This is a genomic window from Chitinophaga sp. 10T418 (assembly GCF_056394125.1).
On record NZ_JBFTHG010000005.1, the window covers coordinates 397,498 to 416,463 of the forward strand.

20 protein-coding genes are annotated in these 18,966 nt (G+C 45.4%); 9 read left to right on the forward strand and 11 right to left on the reverse strand.

The features are described 5' to 3' along the window. Positions 1–47 precede the first annotated feature (47 nt). A complete protein-coding gene (locus AC1DCV_RS16830; protein WP_477024221.1) occupies positions 48–995 on the reverse strand; it encodes a CobW family GTP-binding protein in 948 nt (315 codons plus the stop codon). Next, positions 982–1,827, reverse strand: a complete 846-nt coding sequence (gene lgt, locus AC1DCV_RS16835) for a prolipoprotein diacylglyceryl transferase (protein WP_477024222.1) — start codon at positions 1,825–1,827, stop codon at positions 982–984. The genes AC1DCV_RS16830 and lgt overlap by 14 nt, the downstream gene beginning before the upstream one ends. Positions 1,828–1,920: 93 nt before the next feature. Between lgt and AC1DCV_RS16840 the strand changes: the two genes are divergently transcribed. Next, positions 1,921–2,763 carry an MBL fold metallo-hydrolase gene (locus AC1DCV_RS16840; protein ID WP_477024223.1) on the forward strand — a complete coding sequence of 281 codons (843 nt, stop codon included), beginning with the start codon at positions 1,921–1,923 and terminating at the stop codon, positions 2,761–2,763. Here the strand turns inward: AC1DCV_RS16840 and AC1DCV_RS16845 are convergent. Continuing rightward, the gene (locus AC1DCV_RS16845; RefSeq protein ID WP_477024224.1) at positions 2,684–3,250 is read right to left on the reverse strand and encodes a hypothetical protein; all 567 of its coding nucleotides are present in this window, start codon (positions 3,248–3,250) and stop codon (positions 2,684–2,686) included. The genes AC1DCV_RS16840 and AC1DCV_RS16845 overlap by 80 nt on opposite strands. A gap of 93 nt (positions 3,251–3,343) precedes the next feature. Between AC1DCV_RS16845 and AC1DCV_RS16850 the strand changes: the two genes are divergently transcribed. The 3 genes from AC1DCV_RS16850 to AC1DCV_RS16860 all read left to right on the forward strand — a co-directional run bounded on the left by AC1DCV_RS16850 (position 3,344) and on the right by AC1DCV_RS16860 (position 5,327). Next, positions 3,344–3,808: a PA2169 family four-helix-bundle protein gene (locus AC1DCV_RS16850; RefSeq protein ID WP_477024225.1), complete on the forward strand. Its 465-nt coding sequence runs from the start codon at positions 3,344–3,346 to the stop codon at positions 3,806–3,808. A 153-nt stretch (positions 3,809–3,961) separates the two neighbouring features. Continuing rightward, positions 3,962–4,570 carry a Crp/Fnr family transcriptional regulator gene (locus tag AC1DCV_RS16855; RefSeq protein WP_477024226.1) on the forward strand — a complete coding sequence of 203 codons (609 nt, stop codon included), beginning with the start codon at positions 3,962–3,964 and terminating at the stop codon, positions 4,568–4,570. 49 nt (positions 4,571–4,619) lie between these two features. After that, complete coding sequence (locus tag AC1DCV_RS16860) at positions 4,620–5,327, forward strand: alpha/beta fold hydrolase (RefSeq protein ID WP_477024227.1); 708 nt, start codon at positions 4,620–4,622, stop codon at positions 5,325–5,327. Here the strand turns inward: AC1DCV_RS16860 and AC1DCV_RS16865 are convergent. Then, the gene (locus tag AC1DCV_RS16865; RefSeq protein ID WP_477024228.1) at positions 5,307–6,245 is read right to left on the reverse strand and encodes a DUF4349 domain-containing protein; all 939 of its coding nucleotides are present in this window, start codon (positions 6,243–6,245) and stop codon (positions 5,307–5,309) included. The two genes, AC1DCV_RS16860 and AC1DCV_RS16865, sit on opposite strands and share 21 nt — an antisense overlap. A 135-nt stretch (positions 6,246–6,380) precedes the next feature. Between AC1DCV_RS16865 and AC1DCV_RS16870 the strand changes: the two genes are divergently transcribed. Continuing rightward, complete coding sequence (locus AC1DCV_RS16870) at positions 6,381–6,794, forward strand: helix-turn-helix domain-containing protein (protein WP_477024229.1); 414 nt, start codon at positions 6,381–6,383, stop codon at positions 6,792–6,794. On the opposite strand, the gene AC1DCV_RS16875 is transcribed toward AC1DCV_RS16870, so the two are convergent. Continuing rightward, entirely contained in the window at positions 6,762–7,250 is a 489-nt protein-coding gene (locus AC1DCV_RS16875) for a hypothetical protein (protein ID WP_477024230.1), read from the reverse strand. The genes AC1DCV_RS16870 and AC1DCV_RS16875 overlap by 33 nt on opposite strands. 223 nt (positions 7,251–7,473) lie before the next feature. Continuing rightward, positions 7,474–8,280, reverse strand: coding sequence for a hypothetical protein (locus AC1DCV_RS16880; protein WP_477024231.1), 807 nt, complete (start codon positions 8,278–8,280; stop codon positions 7,474–7,476). A 200-nt stretch (positions 8,281–8,480) separates the two neighbouring features. Here AC1DCV_RS16880 and AC1DCV_RS16885 point away from each other — a divergent pair, with 200 nt between their 5' ends. The 4 genes from AC1DCV_RS16885 to AC1DCV_RS16900 all read left to right on the forward strand — a co-directional run bounded on the left by AC1DCV_RS16885 (position 8,481) and on the right by AC1DCV_RS16900 (position 13,397). Then, the gene (locus tag AC1DCV_RS16885; RefSeq protein ID WP_477024232.1) at positions 8,481–9,074 is read left to right on the forward strand and encodes a TetR/AcrR family transcriptional regulator; all 594 of its coding nucleotides are present in this window, start codon (positions 8,481–8,483) and stop codon (positions 9,072–9,074) included. Positions 9,075–9,396: 322 nt separating this feature from the next. Then, complete coding sequence (locus AC1DCV_RS16890) at positions 9,397–10,464, forward strand: HlyD family secretion protein (RefSeq protein ID WP_477024233.1); 1,068 nt, start codon at positions 9,397–9,399, stop codon at positions 10,462–10,464. A 1-nt stretch (position 10,465) separates the two neighbouring features. Beyond that, entirely contained in the window at positions 10,466–12,046 is a 1,581-nt protein-coding gene (locus AC1DCV_RS16895) for a DHA2 family efflux MFS transporter permease subunit (RefSeq protein ID WP_477024234.1), read from the forward strand. A 37-nt stretch (positions 12,047–12,083) separates the two neighbouring features. Continuing rightward, the gene (locus tag AC1DCV_RS16900; protein WP_477024235.1) at positions 12,084–13,397 is read left to right on the forward strand and encodes a TolC family protein; all 1,314 of its coding nucleotides are present in this window, start codon (positions 12,084–12,086) and stop codon (positions 13,395–13,397) included. A 46-nt stretch (positions 13,398–13,443) separates the two neighbouring features. Here AC1DCV_RS16900 and AC1DCV_RS16905 read toward each other — a convergent pair whose 3' ends face one another. The 5 genes from AC1DCV_RS16905 to AC1DCV_RS16925 all read right to left on the reverse strand — a co-directional run bounded on the left by AC1DCV_RS16905 (position 13,444) and on the right by AC1DCV_RS16925 (position 18,947). Continuing rightward, positions 13,444–13,827, reverse strand: a complete 384-nt coding sequence (locus AC1DCV_RS16905) for a hypothetical protein (protein WP_477024236.1) — start codon at positions 13,825–13,827, stop codon at positions 13,444–13,446. Positions 13,828–13,830: 3 nt separating this feature from the next. Continuing rightward, positions 13,831–14,886 carry a Gfo/Idh/MocA family protein gene (locus tag AC1DCV_RS16910; RefSeq protein ID WP_477024237.1) on the reverse strand — a complete coding sequence of 352 codons (1,056 nt, stop codon included), beginning with the start codon at positions 14,884–14,886 and terminating at the stop codon, positions 13,831–13,833. Between the two features lie 71 nt (positions 14,887–14,957). Further along, the gene (locus tag AC1DCV_RS16915; RefSeq protein ID WP_477024238.1) at positions 14,958–15,965 is read right to left on the reverse strand and encodes a c-type cytochrome; all 1,008 of its coding nucleotides are present in this window, start codon (positions 15,963–15,965) and stop codon (positions 14,958–14,960) included. 29 nt (positions 15,966–15,994) lie between these two features. Then, the gene (locus AC1DCV_RS16920) at positions 15,995–17,128 is read right to left on the reverse strand and encodes an aryl-sulfate sulfotransferase (RefSeq protein WP_477024239.1); all 1,134 of its coding nucleotides are present in this window, start codon (positions 17,126–17,128) and stop codon (positions 15,995–15,997) included. A 178-nt stretch (positions 17,129–17,306) separates the two neighbouring features. Next, positions 17,307–18,947 carry a RagB/SusD family nutrient uptake outer membrane protein gene (locus AC1DCV_RS16925; RefSeq protein ID WP_477024240.1) on the reverse strand — a complete coding sequence of 547 codons (1,641 nt, stop codon included), beginning with the start codon at positions 18,945–18,947 and terminating at the stop codon, positions 17,307–17,309. Between the last annotated feature and the right edge of the window lie 19 nt (positions 18,948–18,966).

The following is an 18,966-nucleotide window of genomic DNA, read 5'->3' on the forward strand; positions in this document are numbered from 1 at the left end:
ATAAATAATTTCCATAAAAATATTTTCCGGCTGCGATCATTCCCCGGTTATCGGATCACCGCTCTCAGTGCAGGCGCCAATATCCGCTGTATGGTGGCCGTTTTTAACTCTTTCCCGATAAACACCAACGTTGACGAGGGAGGCTCCTCTCCCCACTCTCCTGCCGGCAGTATATGCAGGTACTTCCCGGTAGATTGCACCAGCATCCGCTCCCGACTATCTTTCACCTGTATATACCCTTTAATACGATATAACTGGTCCGGGTATACGTTACAATGAAAATCAAGCACATATACGAGCATATTCAGATCAAAAGCCTCCGGAGATTCAAACAATACGGTATTGACTTTATGCGGGGATTTTACCAGCGGAACTGGTTCACGCGGAACCAGTGGCTTCTCCGGGAACTGCAGATCCTGTAACGAAATAGTGCCATTGTGAGTGGTGGTGATGAAAGCCAGCGGGTTCATTTGCTCCAGCTGCTGCGATAAATAAATCAGTTGCGGTACTGCCACGTGTTTTATTTTATTGATGATGATCACATCTGCGCAGGAGATTTGTTTACCGGTTTCCGGGACCTGTTGCAGGCGTTCAAATACATTCTCTGCGTCCACAATGCAGATGGTGCTGACCAGGGTATAATGCCGTTTCACATCAGGGATATGGAACATGCCGATAATATTGCCAACATCGGCAATGCCGGTAGTTTCGATGAACACGTGATCCGGGTGCTGTTCGTTACGCAATATGCCACCCAGTACATCAAGCAGGTCATTGTCGAGCGAGCAACAGATACAGCCGCTGGTAAGTTCATATAGCTGATCTATTTTTTCTTCAATTAATCCGGCATCGATGTTCACTTTTCCAAACTCATTTTCTATGACAATATTCCGGTAACCGGTAAACTGCGACAGCAGACTATTCAAAATAGTAGTTTTGCCCGCCCCCAGGAACCCGGTTAAAATGTATACCTTAATCTGCTTATCTCCCTTCATATCTCTTTTTATAAAAATTAAAAAAATAAATGCCCAGCATAATCAGCGGGATACTCAGGAGCTGTCCCATATTCAATAAATGCCCTTTTTCAAATGCCACCTGGTTTTCCTTTACAAACTCAATGATAAAACGGGCGGTAAATACCAGTATCAGCAAACAACCAAACAGGCGCCCGGGTTTTGTGATGGGGATCTGCTGTTTATACCCGTACCACAGGGCGCCGAAGATGAGGGCATAACAAATCGCCTCATACAACTGGGCAGGATGACGCGGCAGCGCATCTACCCGTGTAAATACCACCGCCCAGGGAAGCCGGGAAGGTATACCGATGATTTCAGAGTTGAAAAAGTTGCCGATGCGGATAAAACATCCTGCCAGCGGCACTACCAGGGCCAAACGATCCAGCAGCCAGATCAAAGGAACCCGGTAACGAAAGCTGAACAACAACGCCGCCACCAGGATACCGATGGCCGCGCCATGGCTGGCCAGTCCCTGGTAACCGGTGAATTCGAAATGACCACCTGTAAAGGTAAAAGGCAGGAATATCTCCCAAAGATGATATTTGTAATAGGCAAAATCATAAAAGAAACAATGCCCCAGGCGTGCACCTATCAATGTACCAGCCATTATATAAATCAGCAGCCGGTCTAATGTTTCCCGGGTACGGTGCTCCTGCCGGAATACATGCCATAACACTATATAAGCCCCCACAAAGGCCAGTATAAAGCCTATACTGTAATACCGTAAGGCAAAACCGCCGATGCGGAAAATTTCCGGTGATATACCCCATTCTATCAATAGCATAGTAATAAAGGCAGTGAAATGTGCCAACGCAAATATACCTTAAAAAACAATATGCAACATAGTTGCATTTACAAATAACAGCCACTTCAAATCTCAACATGAAATTCTACCTTTGTCGGCATGTCACTATTTATTACATCATTGAATTCGGGAAGTAACGGCAACTGTTATTACATTGGTAATGACAGCGAAGCGGTACTGGTGGATGCAGGCATCTCCTGCAGGGAAACGGAAAAGAGAATGGCCCGCCTGGGGCTGACAATGACGAAAGTAAAAGCGATATTTATTTCACATGAACACATAGATCATATCCGCGGTGTAACGGTATTGGCAAAAAAATACCGACTCCCGGTATACATCACCCAAAGCACCCTTACGCACGGGGGACTCACCCTGGATGAACAACTGGTAATGTCATTCAACCCCTACGAACCGGTGCAGATAGGTTCACTGGCAGTAACTGCTTTTCCCAAACATCATGACGCCTCCGAACCACATAGCTTCATAGTGACTGGTAACGCGGTTACCATCGGGATATTTACGGACATCGGAGCTCCCTGCGAACACGTGATCCGTCATTTCCAGCAATGCCATGCGGCCTTCCTGGAAGCCAATTACGATACTGAAATGCTGGACAAGGGCAGATATCCTTACTACCTGAAAAAGCGCATCAGCGGTGGTAAAGGACATTTATCCAATGCACAGGCGCTGGAAATATTTAATAATTACCGCCCGGCTTTTATGAGCCATTTGTTGTTGTCCCACCTTTCCAGGGATAATAATAGCCCCGAACTGGTACAGGATCTTTTCAACCAGCATGCAAATGGAACGGAAATCGTGGTAGCTTCCCGTTACCAGGAAACAGCGGTGTACCGGATTATTCCTACAGGCTCTGGGGACATCCCTGTAATAAAGCCACTATCAGCACCCACAGCGGAAGTGCTACCAGGAAGATTATTTTAATGGCAGACCTCTTTTTACCAAAGAACAATCCACCCAGCAGAAATAAATAGAAAAGTAGTACCGGCACTACTACCGGGCTTAACATAAACGCAGCAAATAATAAGTTATCCAATTGCTCTCCGGGGTGAATGGGGTCATAAGTACGCTTCCAGAAAATCGGGCTAAGGTGATGTTCTGCCACATAGTGATTAAACACTTCTACACAATGGAAGGTAATTGCGGTACAGGTAGTTTCATTTGCAATCACATATACCCCGCTATCCCGTTCTCCAATGATATAATTCCGGTAAAAATACCATTCATGGAAATAAATACTATCTGATGGCGTGCCCGGGCATTTTGTCCACTGTAGCTCCGCACGATAGGCACTTGTACCGTCATACTCCATCTTATTCCCCCCTGGCGTAGGTTTCAGCCAGGATGAGAGTCCTCCTGCGTAAGCAGACTGTAACAGGAAACAACTCATTGACAACAACAGCAAACGCATACTTTACTCCGATTTTATGACAAAGGCTGAAAATAGTTAAATCTGTTGGCATGTTTTATGGCACCTACCTGATACACTAAAAAAAACTTAACCATGGAAACTATAACAACAGCTGCTACCAATGAGGTACTGAATGACCTGATAGCCATTAACAATGACCGTATTGAAGGCTATGAAAAAGCTTTGAAAGAAGCTAAACCGGAAGATGCTGACCTGAAAGCGCTTTTCACAGACATGATCGCTGAAAGTCACCAGCTCCGCAATGCACTGGGTAATGAAGTACAGGCTACCGGTGGTACCATGGAAAACAGCACTACCACCAGTGGTAAAGTATATCGTGCATGGATGGATGTAAAAGCGGTGTTTACAGGCCACGACCGTCATACCGTACTGTCTAACTGCGAAGCAGGCGAAGACGCCGCACAACGGGCTTATAAAGATGCGTTGGATCATGAAAATCTGCCAGCTTATATCCGGGAGTTATTAGCTCAGCAAAAAGATGAACTGAAACGTTCACATGATAAAGTAAAAGCATTAAGAGATCAGGCGAAGAAATAGCGATTTAGCTTTTAGCCATTAGCCATTAGCTTTTAGAAAAAATGCAGCGGAGATAAACATATATATTATGTTGTCCGCTGCATTTTTTCTAAAAGCTAATGGCTAATGGCTAAAAGCTAAAAAAAGCTATCTTGCAATCAAACAAATGCCCGCATGAAATACGAATTACCAGCTGTGTACCATCGTCTCATGAAAAAATATCCGGTTGTTACGGAGGCAGAATGGCAGCTACTGGATTCCATTGCCACCGTAAAGCACATCAAAAAAGGAGATTCATTTTTGCGCTATGGAAAAGTAGCCCGTTATTCAGCTTTTGTTATATCAGGGATGTTTAAATTTTCGATCCTGGATGAAGAAGGAAACGAGAAAATCGTAAAATTCGGTTTCATTGATGACTTTCTGGCCAACTGTGAAAGCTACAATAAGAAAGCTCCTTCCGCTGTAAGCATCATTGCCGTGGAAGACGCTGTGATATTGAGAATAAATATCAAAAAGCTGCAGCCCCTCTATGATCTGCATATGAATCTGTTGCATGTAAACCTGCAACTATACCAGGAATTATTGGAACAACAATCTGAACACCAATATATTCTCTCTTTAAAAAGCCCGCTGCAACGTTATAAGTTCCTCCTGGAACGCCGCCCTTTTATCATACAAAAAATATCGCTGACCAATATTGCCCGCTATCTCTATACCAGCCGCGAAGCCTTAAGCAGAGCGCGTTTATACCTGCTGGATCAGACCCGCAACTTTTGTGACTGAGATCACGATCTTACGCTGAGTTGTGCAATAGCTTTGTATCAAAAACACCATGAAACAAAGCATGATTTTATTGCATGGGCTTTTTGGCGGATTAAGTAACTGGGAGGGCGTTGTTACACACTTTGAATCACGTTTCGATATTCACATTCCACCATTGCCTATTTATGATCAGCATGGAGATGATAACCTGGATTACCTGGTTAAGTTCCTGGCTGGTTATATTCAAACTGCTCAACTGGAAAACGTTATCCTGGTAGGCAATTCGCTGGGAGGCCATGTAGCCATCCTATACACACACCAGTATCCGGAAAAAGTAGCCAGGTTAGTTCTTACCGGCAGTTCCGGGCTCTATGAAAATACCAGTATGGGTAGTTATCCTAAGCGAAGTAATTATGCTTATATAAAAGAGCGCGTAGCCTATACTTTCTACGATCCGGCTACTGCTACTGATGCACTGGTAGCCGAAGTATTTGCCACTACCACCAATGCCCGAAAATGTTTTCACATTATAAAAATGGCCAAGTCGGCCCAGCGTAATTATGTAGCGGCTATTCTGCCGGATATCCCTACATCTGTTTTACTGATATGGGGAGAAGAAGATAAAATTACTCCGCCGGACGTGGCCCTGGAATTCAAGCGCTATCTGCCGAATGCAGAACTGGTCATGCTTTCCAAATGCGGCCATGCTCCTATGATGGAACTACCGGCGGAGTTTAATGCTATATTGGAATCTTTCTTAACTTCTACGCAGGATTAATTTCCGGTAGCCGATCCAGCCTAACAAAAAGGCCAGCAGGAAAGGCCATATCTGCACAAAAAACAGGAGAATGTTGCGGAGTACTTCTGCACCATTTTTAACCGCTGTCAGCAACTCAGTACCAAACCCTGCACGGCTGATCTGTGCGGGGTTGAGCACGATCTGTACGTCTGTCACCTGTGGCTGATATAACTGTATCGTGAGCGTAGAATAAGCTACATCATCTAAAATCGCAAGGTTATTTATTCTGCGATCTATTACTGCATCATCTTTCTGATCCTGGTAGGCGACGGCATTTTGGGATGCTTCTTCGCTCGCAGGCGACACCGTTGTGTTTACATTTACAGTAGCGGATGGCGCACGTTTCGCGGCGATTTTCTCGCGTCTTTCGGCGACTTTTTCTTCTTTTGCCGTTTTCACTTCATGTTGCTCATTCTTCATTGCGTTGGCCAGGTATTTCAACGTCATGTCCTGGTCTTTGATGACACGATGTTCTATAAAACTGGCGATCGCGGTGAGTGACTGGTCTACAGAGTCCAGGCGCTCTACAGGTACTTTTAAAGTAAGATTAGCAGTGGGTGTATACAGCTGAATACTTTTAATAGAATCTGTACTGTAAGGCAACTGGTATTGCTGCACCGACTCATTTTGCAAACTACTTTCTACTACTACCCCACCTAAGCTGGTAACCAGCCGTTCCAATTTTGAAGTGGCTTCAAACACGCTGGGGACACGGCATCGCGCATCTGCCGACTTTACTCTTTTACGGGATGGGGAATTAATACTGGTGATGTCGTTGGAAAAAGTGGTGGAGTCAGCAGTAGCTGCGTAAGCTTTTTCTTCCGGAGACATATGGTGGGCACTGCAGGCACACATGCCTAATACCGGGATCATTAAATAGTAAAGTGAAGGGCGCATAACAGGAGAATTTTAACTTTATACGCCGAAGCAGGAAAAGGTAACCTTTTCGATTTGTTAAAATCAGCGAGACCTTTATAACATGATGAATAGATGCTTTTTTATTTAGTACCTTTATTATTCATCTTTTTAATCATGCCCGCACTTCCTCAGAAATATCAATCCAGGAAAGCAGAAATTACCGCTACATTTATTGAAGCTGTCAACAAACATATTGATCAGATCATGGATGGCAGCATTGATCAGATGTATCATATTAAAGACTTTGCCAGCCAAATGTTCATTCATCCGGTGCACCTGAGTAATACCATTAAGCTGCATACCAATCATGCACCCTGTTATTTTTTTGAGAAGAGATTGATGGACGAGGCCCGGAAGATGCTGGCGCATTCAACGCTCACAATTACAGATATCGCCGACAAACTGACTTTCGACAATTCTAATTTTACCAAATTCTTCAAACGATTTGAAGGGGTCACGCCTTCGCAATACAGACTGCAACATGCGAAGCCTTCATCAGAAGTAGCGTTGCAGGTAAATAGGTTTTAAGAAGAAAAAATTATTCAGTGGTTTGTTGTCAAACAGATCTCCATCATCGAAATAAAACCCGTTGGTAAATTCTGTTTTTGAATTCAGTTGTATTTTCCCGGAGGCATGTTCTACTATAAAATACACGGGAATGATCACATAATATTTTCCACTCTTACCCGTAAACTTATTCCAGCGTATATCCAGCTCCTGCAAACGAAAGAAGCGTGGTTTCAGATCTCCGGCCACATTAGTGGAACAATCCAGCTTCGTGATTTCACCATGATCAATTTCCGCCTTTAAGGAAAAAGCAAGGCTGGTACCTCCGGTTTTCATGGGGATGAGTGCCGTATCCATAAACCGGCTTAACAGCTGATAAGTGTTGTTGAATGAGGCGGGCTGCTGAGCTTGAGCACTGACAGCGGATAACACAATGATGATGGGGAGGACAATGATATTGAAACAGCTAAATCTCATAGTACCTGTTTTCATATGACATGAAATAACGTTAACGCCTATCCTGTTTACTTATAGTTAAGTTACGATTTCTTATGGCTAAAAAGATCGCAGCCGGATAAAAAACCGGATTTAAAACAGATATAATTGAATGGCATTTCCTTTCATATGGCAGGTAAATATTATCTAAACAACAGGGATGATATCTTAGCCGGTTAAAACGACTAAGATATCATCCATTTTATCAGGCAGTTACCGGTTGCGGCACCGCCTTAATACGCTTACGATGCAGGTAATGGGCCACACCTATTTCGATACAGGGGATAGCAAAAATGAGAAGAAAGGTAATTAATACACCTTTTTGCAGGCCTTTGAGAAAATGATCTACCTGTATCAGGGCAATGTTTACAAACAGCCCACCGTTTATGATGGAAGCGATTTCTGTTTGCATCAGGTCAGCGCTCACCTCTTCATGAAGACCCAGCTTTTCCGTCAATAATTTCCTGATATATTTTTTGATGACGAAAGCAATACCCGCTCCTTTGGTGGTACGAAGCATGAAAGCCGCCAGCTTACCTTGTACACCATCCAGAGAGGCGCGTTGTTCCAGGGTTTTGCCATATACGTCATATATCACTACTCCTACCGTATCTATCAGCTGGTTGGAGGTCAGACCGGCAATGGAAGAAGCGCCCCCCTGCTTGGCACCGAACATGTGCTTTATTGCGCTGTTAGCCTGTTCATCAAAGATAGAAGGTACATGCTTCGCATATACGCCTGCATGCGTTTTAATGTCTTTTCGCACGCTGTTAAAGAAGCCCCACTTAAAACCAAAAAATCCTGCCAGCAGTGGCAACAGGATAAAATAAGTATAGGCGATGAACCGGAGTACTTTATGGGAACGGTCAATCAGGATGTGTTTACGTAATAAAATAACCAATACCAGGGCAACAATAAAAGCTAGCAGTCCAGTGAGAATTGCACCCCATATAAAGGTAGCAGGGTTCGTAAATTCTCCTATCAGGTTGAAATAATTAACAACGGATTTCATGGGCGGTAAAAATTTAGGCTGCAATATAATAGAAAATGTCAGTGTTCTCTATGAAACGTGGGGTATTTATCCGCACCAGGTCTGCTGCGGATAACTATTCACGGCTGCAATACCTCCCATCATCCCTACGGTAAGCGGCAAATTAATTTGGCGGAAATAAAAAAAGTCCTACTTTTACATACCAAATGGTCGGTTTTTTTATGAATGATTCAAAGGAACTTATTCTCACTGCTTCTTTAAAACTCTTTTTACAGAAAAGCTTTAAAGAAGTGACGATGAAAGAGATAGTAACGGAAACAGGGCTGTCGAAAGGTGCATTCTATCACTATTTCAGCAGCAAGGAACAGGTGTTTGAAGAAGTCATTAATTATTTTTATGGAGATGTAATGACCGTGAAATACGCTTCTTTTCCGAAAGACTCACTACGCGATTTTTATAATGAATATATCGCGCATATTGAGCGGCAGATGAAGACGGCCAAATATATGATAGGAGCTGATTTTACAACGAATCACTATATGCTCATTTTCGATGCACTGAAAATCCTGCCAAATTTCAGAGCAGAACACCTGGAGCGGCAAAAAGAGGAACTAAGGGCATGGACCGATATCGTAAAAACATCCAGAAAAAAAGGAGAAATCAAATCTGCCATGACAGACATTCAAATTGCCAGACTGTTTATTTATACCGGTGATGGTATTGGGATTAACGCCATCGTAACTGATTCAATGCATAAAGCAGCAAAAGATATACAGCCTCTTTGGGATGGATTATTTAACGCCATAAAAGCATAATTACGCAGGCTACTGCCATTTGCTGAAAAGCATAGCAGTAGCGGGAAGATGGAAATAGACACATCATCATCCCTCACAACGGAATTGATAACGATTCCATTTTTTTAGGCTTAAAAACATACCGACTGGTCGGAATTATTTCCGTACGGATATCCATGTGCCAACAAATTGCAATCCAGCAGCAATGAATGTCCGGACACCGAAGGTGATAATACCAGGTCTAGTAACAGCGTTATCCAATACCGGCCAACAAGATCATCATTTTTTTCATTTACAAAACAAACCGATCGTTCGGTTTATATTTAACGATCAAACTATTCACATGAAGAAGAAGCCATTAAGACTGCTGATCATTTCCCTGATAGCCGTGGTTGCAGCAGGTACAGGTGTTTATTTCCTGGTAAAATCCAGGTCCTTCACCTCCACAGACAATGCACAACTGGACGGCGACATTGTGACCATCCGTTCCGGTGTAGCCGCCTACATAGATGCCATCCACTTTACCGATAATCAACCGGTGAAAAAGGGTGATACCCTGGTGCTACTGAATACAATAGCCCTGCAAGCCAAAGTACAACAGGCAGTGGCACTGCTGGAAAATGCAGAACAAAACCTCAGCGCCTCAGATCTGAAAGCGCTGGCCAGTAGCCAAAGCGCTAACGCCTCCCTGCAAAATGCAGCCTCCGACAAACAAACCATTGCCGCCGCTGCCGCCAATCTTGAAAAAGCGAACAGAGACCTCGACAGATCTCTCCAATTGCTTAACATCAAAGCCACCACGCAGGAACAACACGAAGCGGTTAAAACCACTCTCCTACTGGCAAAAGCAGATTATGAAAAAGCAATAAACAAGGAACAAAGCACCATGACCACCTCTATCGGTTTGCAAACCCAGGCCAAAGCTGAACATCAGCAAATATCCGCTACCCAGGCACTGGTGAAGCAACGACAGGCTGAACTGAAACTGGCGCAGGAAGAACTCAGCCACGCCTATGTAACCGCTCCCTTTGATGGTTTTGTAACGAAACGCGCTATCAAAGAAGGACAATACATCAGCATCGGACAAACACTCTGCGCGATGATAGATAACCAGCATTTATGGGTGACGGCCAATTTCAAGGAAACAGAGCTACATAAAATCAAAACTGGTCAGCCGGTGGAAATAACGCTGGATGCCTATCCTGATGCTCCTCTCCGTGGCCATGTAGCCTCTTTCAGCGGCGCTACTGGCGCCAAATTTTCGCTGCTGCCTGCGGATAATGCTACCGGCAACTTCATTAAAATCACGCAGCGTTTCCCCATCCGCATCGCCATTGATCACTTTACACAGGATAAAGGCAGTTCCCTTTTTCCCGGCCTGAGTGCCTTCGTGAAGATTAATATCCAATAACATGACTACCACTACTGCACTACCTCCTATCACTTATCCTACCGGCTCCGCCAGATGGATATTGCTGATCACCGCAATTTCCTGTGCCGTACTCGAACTGATTGATACCACTGTGGTCAATGTATCCCTGCGCGAAATCAGTGGTAATATCGGTGCTACCACTACCGAAATAGCCTGGGTCATTACGGCCTATAGTATTGCAAACGTTATCGTGATTCCGCTCTCCGGCATGTTGTCTAATTTGTTTGGCAGAAAATTATACTTCACCTCCTCCGTAGCCCTCTTTACCTTTTCCTCCTTTATGTGCGGCTGCTCCGGCAACCTTTGGATGCTGGTCTTCTGGCGCTTCATACAGGGAATTGGTGGCGGTGGTATATTATCTACCTCCCAAAGTATTATCATGGACGCCTTTCCACCGGAGGAAAGAACTACCGGCCTGGTGATCTTCGGATTGGGCGTCATCCTAGGCCCTTCTTTTGGTCCCATCCTGGGCGGCTACATCACCGATAACTTTTCCTGGCACTGGATCTTTTTCCTGAACGTACCTATTGGTATCCTGGCGGCCAGTCTTTCCTGGAAATTTGTGCAGGACCTTCCCGGCATTACCAAACCAAGAATAGATGTATGGGGGATCCTCTTCCTGACCATCGGCATTGGCTCCCTCCAGTATATCCTGGAAGAAGGCACCACCGCCGACTGGTTTTCCAGTAACGAAATCACCTTCTTTTTCATCCTTTCCATTATTGGCCTGGTGGCCTTTGTAATCCGGGAACTACGCATCGACTACCCCGCCGTAAATCTTCGTCTGTACCGGAATTTCAACCTGGCCATGGGCAGTACCATGAACCTGATTGTAGGTATTATCATGACCGGCACCCTCTTTATTTTCCCCCTCTTTGTACAGGTATCACTGGGCTGGACGGCTACACAAACCGGCGCCTTCATGATTCCGGGTATGCTGGTTACCATTATCGGGATGATCATTGCAAAGAAAACCATGGAAAAAGGTATAAACCCTAAAATCATTATCCTGACGGGATTAGCATGTACCTGCATCTACCTGGTCATGCTGTCATTTTCTTCGCCTGATTCCAATAGCAGCAATTTCTTCTGGCCGTTTATGATACGCGGCGTAGGCGCTGTAATGATGGTGATGCCCGTAATGGGACTCGCCACGGCTGGTCTTAATGGTAAAGACCTCGCGCAGGCGATTGGTTTATCCAATATGTTGCGGCAGCTGGGAGGTGCGCTGGGCGTAGCATTGCTGAACATCTACCTCAGTCATGAAAATGCATTTGTGCGAAACAATATGATCCCGGCTATCAATCCATACAATCCGATAAGCGCCGATTATGTCAATGGTCTTACCCAAAGTATGGCCAGCCAGAGCTATGGACCCGATGAGTCAACACAGCTGGCCTGGCAGCTCACGGATGCCACTTTAAACAAACAACAGCTGCTGGTCAGTTACAATCATGGATTTATGGTGGTCGCATTGATTATGTTGCTGGCGGTCCCCCTTATCCTGATGATCCGGTATAAAAAATCAAATGTCCCTGTTGCGGTAACAGATGCGCATTAACCTGGTGGATTCAGACACCACTTACAAATACAAATCAATGAAACGTTTTTTTCTCATGATACTTTCAGGCATTGCACTCAATGCCGGTGCACAAACAGGCAGCCCTGTCAACGTAAGCCTGCAACAAGCCATCAATATGGGTTTGGCCAACCGCTATGATATACAGGCCAACAAATACAATATCACCCTCGCGGATAATGCCTTGCAGAAAAGCAAAAAAGAATGGTTGCCGGATATCGGCGCAGATGGAAACATCCGGTACAATACCCAACTGCAGGCGACTTTTATTCCACCCGGTTTCGGAGGACTGGATAAAGCGGAGCTGCTGGCACTCGGCGCCAAAAACGCAACCATACTGGGTATTGAGCTGCAGCAACCAATATTACAACCCACGCTTAACACCGACATAAAAATTGCAAGGAATAACTTCGCCCTGCAAAAAGAAAAAAACAGGTCGGATGAAATCAATATCAAAATCCAGATTGCCACCGCCTATTATAATGTATTGCTGAAAGGGTTACAACAACATATTGCCAGCCAGGATGAACAACGCTTCCACGAGTATTATACGCTGGCTGCCGGCAAATATCATCAGGGCGCCCTCATTGAAACAGATTACCTCCGCGCCCAGCTGGACTATGAAAATGCAAAAATCACCACGGTGAGCGCCACCCAGAATTATGCACTCGCCATGAACGGATTGAAATACCAGGTAAACATTCCTGTTACGGACTCGCTAACGTTAACGGATACACTAGGTATCAATGAAACGCCTGCCATACCGGAAAATGACAGCTATCTGAACAGAACAGAGATCAAACAACTGCGGCTGGAACAACAGGATATTCAACTACAGCTACGCAAAGCCCGGCAATTTGCCATTCCATCCATATCGATTATGGCCAACTATTCTCAGCAATATTTATACAACGACTTCAACTATACCCAACATGAATGGTGGAGTCCATTCAGTTATGCCGGTATGAAAATAAGTATTCCTATCTCCGGCAATATTAAAAACCAGCATAACATCCGGAATTATCAACTTAAAACACAACAATCCACTGCTCAGCTGCAACAGCAAACCGCCGATGTGTTGTTCGACATACAACAGGCGTCCACAGAACTGAATAACGCGCTCTTGAATATGCAGACTACCCGCAGGAATTATGATCTCTCTGAAAAAATTTATCAACAACAACAAAAGGAATTTGCGCTGGGAAGTTTTGCCTATAACAACTTACTCGAAACGGAAAGGTCCATCAGCTCAGTAGAACAGCAATATATTAAAACGCAATACGATTACCTGATGGCACAGATCAGGTATAAAAAAGCGATTGGCGGGTATTGATAAGGGGGGTACTATCCGGGAAGAAGGCTTCCCGGATAGTGTTGCATTATAGCTCCAGTGGTGCATCGGGATCACTGATGACTTTCCCGGTGAATTCTTCTATCAACTGTAACGTTTCCGTTGGAGTAACAGCGGTCCCACATCTTGATACGGTGACAGTCACCAACTGTTTTGCCGTTATAAGCGGGTGAGGAAAATCAGCGTCTTCATATTCAATTCCCAGTCGTTCCTCCATAGAAAAAAGGAGATCCACGAATCCTGCGTACCAGTTATTCCTGGCCAGCAGTTCTGTTGTTTTCGCGATTGTTTCCGGCGCATTAATTTTTACAGTCCCACAACGGTCGCATATCACCTCCGGCAGCAGCATGTCTGAAACCTTGCGGTGATGGCGGGCGCCACATTGCGCACAAATATCTAACCAGGGACCCATGAATCAGAATTTAACCGTTTTACCGGTACGTACTGATTCCCTGGCTGCGGTGAGAATACGTACCACAATTACATTATTGGCAGGTGCGTACAAACCGTGATCCGGCATTTTAATACTGCCGTTCAGTACATCGATCAGGTAGCGGAAAGGATCTTCATATACCGGTACATCCGTAGCCGTTATATGCCTGGTAATGGCAGGCGTGCGTTCATTATTACGTTGTACCAGGGTATTTTTATCAGCAGCTATCAGGTATCCTTTATCTCCATATATTTCCATGTCTTTACGGCTGAAGGTCCAGTTCCAGGAGGCTTGTATGGTACATTGCGCATCGCCGTAATCTACCAGGATGGTGGCATCATCTTCTACTTTGGGATATACCAGTGGTTTATAGTGACGGGCGACTGCTGTAACGGATACGGGCAAACGATTTTTCATGAGGTGGGTCATCAGGTTGGCGCCATAGCAGCCAAAATCCATCAGTGCACCACCACCGTTCAATACAGGATCGGTGAGCCACTGCAGGAATTCAGGACCGCAGCCAATTTCTTTGGGTCCCTGGTGCCCGTCATTTATGGTTACTTTTCTTACCTGCCCTGCAAAACTACTATCGTTCAACAGTTGAAACGTTTTAGCTACGGAAGGATACCAACTGGTTTCATAGTCGGTGAGTAGCCGGATATGATACCGGCGTGCCAGCGAGTCCATCCACAGGGCATCTGTTATGGTAGTGGCCAGGGGCTTTTCCACCATCACATGAATATGCCGGGGGGCAGCCGCTTCCACCGCTTCCCTGTGTGCTTTAATAGCGCCAAAGGCCAGCACTGCTGCGGGCTTTACCGCATCCAGCATTTGATCAAGACGGGTATAGAATAAATTTTCGGGAAGATGGTATTGTTTAGCCCGGAGCTTCGCCAATGCGATGTCCGGCTCGTAGATGCCGACAATCTGAATATCACCTTTATCGGGGCGGCCTAATATAAAAGCAGCATGCCCGTGAGATACACCGGCTACGGCTACACGTAGTGGCTGTGCCATGATGCTGCCAAAGACATGCATCAGTAATAGAGTAAGTAAAACAGAACGCATTCCTAAATCTAGGAAATATGTTCTGTTTCTAATAGCACAAATCAGTAAGAAGGTTTCCAGCCTTTGCCTTTCCAGTAATCTATCACCGGCAGATAAGGTCCATACTTATGCTGGGCTGTAGAAAAGGTATCCGCAAAAGGTCCTTTATCATAGTCGATTGCCTTCTCTTCTATATGCGGATAGTCGAAGTTCTTTACATCCGGGCGGTGATGCCTGCTGTCGTCATTTACAAAAGCGGCAATATCCATGGCTTCGGCATCAGAGAGGAAGGGTTTATCCCAGGTAGCCTTATCGTAAGGCATATTGGCTTTTAGCCACTGTGCCTGCTTAATTACGCGGTGCATGCTGGAACCTGGCTGATAGCCATACCGGCCCCATAGCGGTGGATAGGTATAAGTAACTTTATCATTACGCAGCTGCCCCTCTCCTTCGGCGCCATGGCAACGGGCGCAATGTTGTACGTATAATTTTTCGCCACGTTCCGGGCTGGCGGCTACATCCGGCAGGGTGACCTCCAGGTTTTTGACGCCTTTGGAGGGCTTGTCCTTCGGCACAAAGCTATTGATCCACCTGAAATAAGACAGGAAAGCGACCATCTCTTTGCTATCCAGTGGCAGCGGGCGACCGTTGTGCGGACGGGTAACACAGTTGTTGACCCTTTCTGCCAGCGTCAATACATGCCCTTCTCTGGCGCGGTACTGGGGATAATGCTCATGGGATAACATGAGGTTGAAAGAAAATGGTTTGGTACCTCCTTGTTGATGACAGTTGGTACAATTCATTTTATTGCCCAGGTATTTGCCGTTAATACCTTCAGGCCCTATATAGTAGGCGGTATTATACATTAGTTCCTGGCCATACCTGACAGCCTCCCCGTATTTATCGTTGGGTATAGCGGCCGAATCTACCTGGAGTAATACCGCTGTTACTACATTCTCCTTTTTCTCCTCTTTTTCTGCGCTCTTTACATTCGACTGGCAGGAATAAAAAACAATAGCAGCGGTGGCCATGACGAAACCGCCCGTAACAAGTCTCTGTATTTTCTTCATAACTGCAGAGGTATTTATCTTCCTGAAAATTAATTAACAATAAAAGAAGGCAACTGCTCCGGGGAAATAAATTCCGCACGGTAGGGAATAAAATTACAACGCAGGCGCCAGAGTGGCGTCCCTTGCCGGTCTGTAAGCAATACGGTATTCCGTTTGGAACAACATTGCAATATGCTGTTATGGTCTACGAGGTAAGCGCTGCCCATCCTGTCATTGAACAGGTAAGCAGGTATGGGGGAACGAAGGGTGACGGTAGCTGTTTTAGCGCCCTCGTTCAGATGAAAGGCCAGTGTTTGCGATTGTTGACGGGATACTCCATTGTCAAATAACATCAGGTCGTTTTCAGCATTCATATGCACTGCATGACCCATATCGAAAGCGGCGGAATCCGGGAAGCTGAAATCCCCGTTTCGCCCGAACTTCCAGATAACTTTGCCGGTGCGGGCATCCAGTTTCCAGATCTGTCCGTTGTTATAAAAAGAGATCAGGTAATTACCGTCTTTATCATAACTCAGGCTATTGGCATGCATCCAGTCCAGGCGATTACTCATGATATCCTTATCGGCAGCTGGTTCCAGTGCATCAAACACCGTCCACTCCCATAGCTTATGCCCTTTGCGGTCCAGCACCAGGATCCCGTCACTACGTACCGTATCACGCGGGCCGCCTCCCCGTGACGAGAGATCAACCATCCGTTCTACCGTATTTAACAGTACAATATTATTGTCCGGGTTGAGCAGTACTTCATGGTGTGCATTGGCAATAAAATCTGCCTGGCCTTTCTGCAGGTTGCGCAGGGTGTCGCCGTTGAAGGATAACTCCATGATCTGGTTGCCATAGCTGGTCGCATATTCTTTGTTCCCAAGAATGCAGAGTAATGTTTGGTGTGTGGTAAAGTGTGCCGTTTTAAAACCGGTCCCTTTTACCTGGTGATACCACACCACACCACCCCGGGCATTCAACAGGTACAAAACACCTGGTTCATCGCGCTGACTGAGTAATATATACCCTTCTTTAAAACGGGCAGGTATTTTTTCCGGTTGCATACTATCCACACTAAAAGCGTCCTGCAGCCAATAAGGCAATGGTGCTTTTTTATCCGGATGATGGCAGGCAGCGGATGCTATCAGAAAGGCGAGTAAAACGAGGTAATGTTTTTTCATTTGTTGTGTTTAGCGAAGGAGATCGCCTTCGGCGATTGTCTTTGCCAGGATTATACTGATGTTGATGATTTAATTTAGCATTGTGATATTTATAAAACAGGGTCTTCTAAAAAAGGATAGTCAGTTATTTAAGCTAAAAAATCAGTATAATCCTGGTAAAGACAAAATCCGTGGGATCTTACTTCCAAAGCGCGTTCTGTGTTGCTTTGGGATTAGATTTCAATTCACCTGCCGGTATTGGAAAAACAAAGTGTTTCGCCTGGAAAACGTTGGCGCCTTGTTTCTGATGCGCTGTCAGCAAAGCTGCCAGTTGAGGCGCGCTTTTATTCCATCTTCTGATATCATAAACACGGTTTTGTTCAAAGAACAATTCGAGTAGTTTCTGATGATCAATTTCAGCGAGGATTTCAGGTTTACCAGGCAGGTCTGCTGCTGTTTTAACTGCCAGCCCGGCTCTTGCCCTGATTTTGCTGATGTCGTCGATAGCTTTGCCATTATTACCGTTTTGAGCTGCTGCTTCGGCACGCAATAACAGTATTTCCGCAAAACGTACCACGCGGTAGTTAGCAGTAGAAGGCGTAGGGCCCCAATAGTTGTCGGCGTTTGCTACACTACGCCATGCGCTCGTACCTTTCTTAATCAGGAAACGACCGTTGGTAGTGGTATCCAGTGGTGTATCCGGATACAGGCGTACTGTTTTGGAGAGCGCAGACGTCCAGAGCTGGTCAAAGGTTCGTCCATCATACCAGGTCACATCCGCTTCACCCAGTGTGGAATGTTTCCACATCAGGGAAGCATACATTCTTTTATCAAATTTGGTATCAGCACCCGCAGGGCGTTTTTCTTTCACAAACTCCTTTACCAGGTAATTGGAAGGTACATATTTAAACCATCCGCCACCAGCCGGGGGCCCGATAAACTGCGGCAGGTAGTTGTACATCGGCGAATTAGGCGACTCTGTGCTCCAGGCACCGTACTGGTCACCTATGGGAGCAAACGTCCATTCAAACACCGATTCCGTATTATTTTCATTTTTGTCGGTAAAATTATCTTCGTAATTATCCACGAGTGCATAAGCATAGGGAGGTTTGAAAAGCAGGTCGAAAGTGGTCTCTGCTTTTGCATAATCTTCCATAAACATATATGCTTTACCCAGGTAAGCAATGGCGGCGCCACTGGTTACCCTGCCCAGTTCTTTGGGATCACGTTTTTCCGGGAGCCCTGCCTTTGCGTCTGTCAGATCAGCCACTACCTGTTGCCATACTTCCTCCTTCGTACTGCAGGGAGTCGCATAACCATCGGTCGTTTCCAGCGGTGTGGTTCTCAACGGTACCCCGCCCCAGTTGGAAGCCAGGATATAATAAGATAAGCCGCGCAGAAATTTAGCTTCTGCCATGTAGAGGGTTTTCTTCTCCTGACTCATATTGATAGTCCCTATCTTCGACAACAAGAGGTTGGCGCGATGTATACACTGATACGTGTTGCTGAAGATACCGCTCAGATCACCATTATTTTCATCGTTGGAGAAAGTAGCCACCCCCCAGGTGCCGGGTTCTTCTCCAGGCAGCGTGAATACATCATCTCCCAACGCATTAATATCCTGAATGCCCTGGTAGGAACCCCAGTATCCGTAAAGCGAAGAGCGCAATGGGCTGTAAGTGGCACCCAGTGCAGCACTTACGCTGGACTCATCTTTCCAGAAAGTTGCATCAGTAATTTTATTTGGATCGGTTTGCTTCAGAAATTCTTTCTCGTTGCAACCGGCAACTGTTGCCAGTACCAGCGTGAGTGCACTTATATATTTAAATGTTTTCTTCATGTTGCAATGCAATTAAGCG

Excerpts from the sequence above, each read along its gene's own strand:
- AC1DCV_RS16830 (WP_477024221.1), bottom strand. The coding sequence starts at position 995 with ATGAAGGGAGATAAGCAGATTAAGGTATACATTTTAACCGGGTTCCTG.
- AC1DCV_RS16840 (WP_477024223.1), top strand. The coding sequence starts at position 1,921 with ATGTCACTATTTATTACATCATTGAATTCGGGAAGTAACGGCAACTGT.
- AC1DCV_RS16845 (WP_477024224.1), bottom strand. The coding sequence starts at position 3,250 with ATGCGTTTGCTGTTGTTGTCAATGAGTTGTTTCCTGTTACAGTCTGCT.
- AC1DCV_RS16850 (WP_477024225.1), top strand. The coding sequence starts at position 3,344 with ATGGAAACTATAACAACAGCTGCTACCAATGAGGTACTGAATGACCTG.
- AC1DCV_RS16855 (WP_477024226.1), top strand. The coding sequence starts at position 3,962 with ATGAAATACGAATTACCAGCTGTGTACCATCGTCTCATGAAAAAATAT.
- AC1DCV_RS16860 (WP_477024227.1), top strand. The coding sequence starts at position 4,620 with ATGAAACAAAGCATGATTTTATTGCATGGGCTTTTTGGCGGATTAAGT.
- AC1DCV_RS16865 (WP_477024228.1), bottom strand. The coding sequence starts at position 6,245 with ATGCGCCCTTCACTTTACTATTTAATGATCCCGGTATTAGGCATGTGT.
- AC1DCV_RS16870 (WP_477024229.1), top strand. The coding sequence starts at position 6,381 with ATGCCCGCACTTCCTCAGAAATATCAATCCAGGAAAGCAGAAATTACC.
- AC1DCV_RS16875 (WP_477024230.1), bottom strand. The coding sequence starts at position 7,250 with ATGAGATTTAGCTGTTTCAATATCATTGTCCTCCCCATCATCATTGTG.
- AC1DCV_RS16880 (WP_477024231.1), bottom strand. The coding sequence starts at position 8,280 with ATGAAATCCGTTGTTAATTATTTCAACCTGATAGGAGAATTTACGAAC.
- AC1DCV_RS16885 (WP_477024232.1), top strand. The coding sequence starts at position 8,481 with ATGAATGATTCAAAGGAACTTATTCTCACTGCTTCTTTAAAACTCTTT.
- AC1DCV_RS16890 (WP_477024233.1), top strand. The coding sequence starts at position 9,397 with ATGAAGAAGAAGCCATTAAGACTGCTGATCATTTCCCTGATAGCCGTG.
- AC1DCV_RS16895 (WP_477024234.1), top strand. The coding sequence starts at position 10,466 with ATGACTACCACTACTGCACTACCTCCTATCACTTATCCTACCGGCTCC.
- AC1DCV_RS16900 (WP_477024235.1), top strand. The coding sequence starts at position 12,084 with ATGAAACGTTTTTTTCTCATGATACTTTCAGGCATTGCACTCAATGCC.
- AC1DCV_RS16905 (WP_477024236.1), bottom strand. The coding sequence starts at position 13,827 with ATGGGTCCCTGGTTAGATATTTGTGCGCAATGTGGCGCCCGCCATCAC.
- AC1DCV_RS16910 (WP_477024237.1), bottom strand. The coding sequence starts at position 14,886 with ATGCATGTCTTTGGCAGCATCATGGCACAGCCACTACGTGTAGCCGTA.
- AC1DCV_RS16915 (WP_477024238.1), bottom strand. The coding sequence starts at position 15,965 with ATGAAGAAAATACAGAGACTTGTTACGGGCGGTTTCGTCATGGCCACC.
- AC1DCV_RS16920 (WP_477024239.1), bottom strand. The coding sequence starts at position 17,128 with ATGAAAAAACATTACCTCGTTTTACTCGCCTTTCTGATAGCATCCGCT.
- AC1DCV_RS16925 (WP_477024240.1), bottom strand. The coding sequence starts at position 18,947 with ATGAAGAAAACATTTAAATATATAAGTGCACTCACGCTGGTACTGGCA.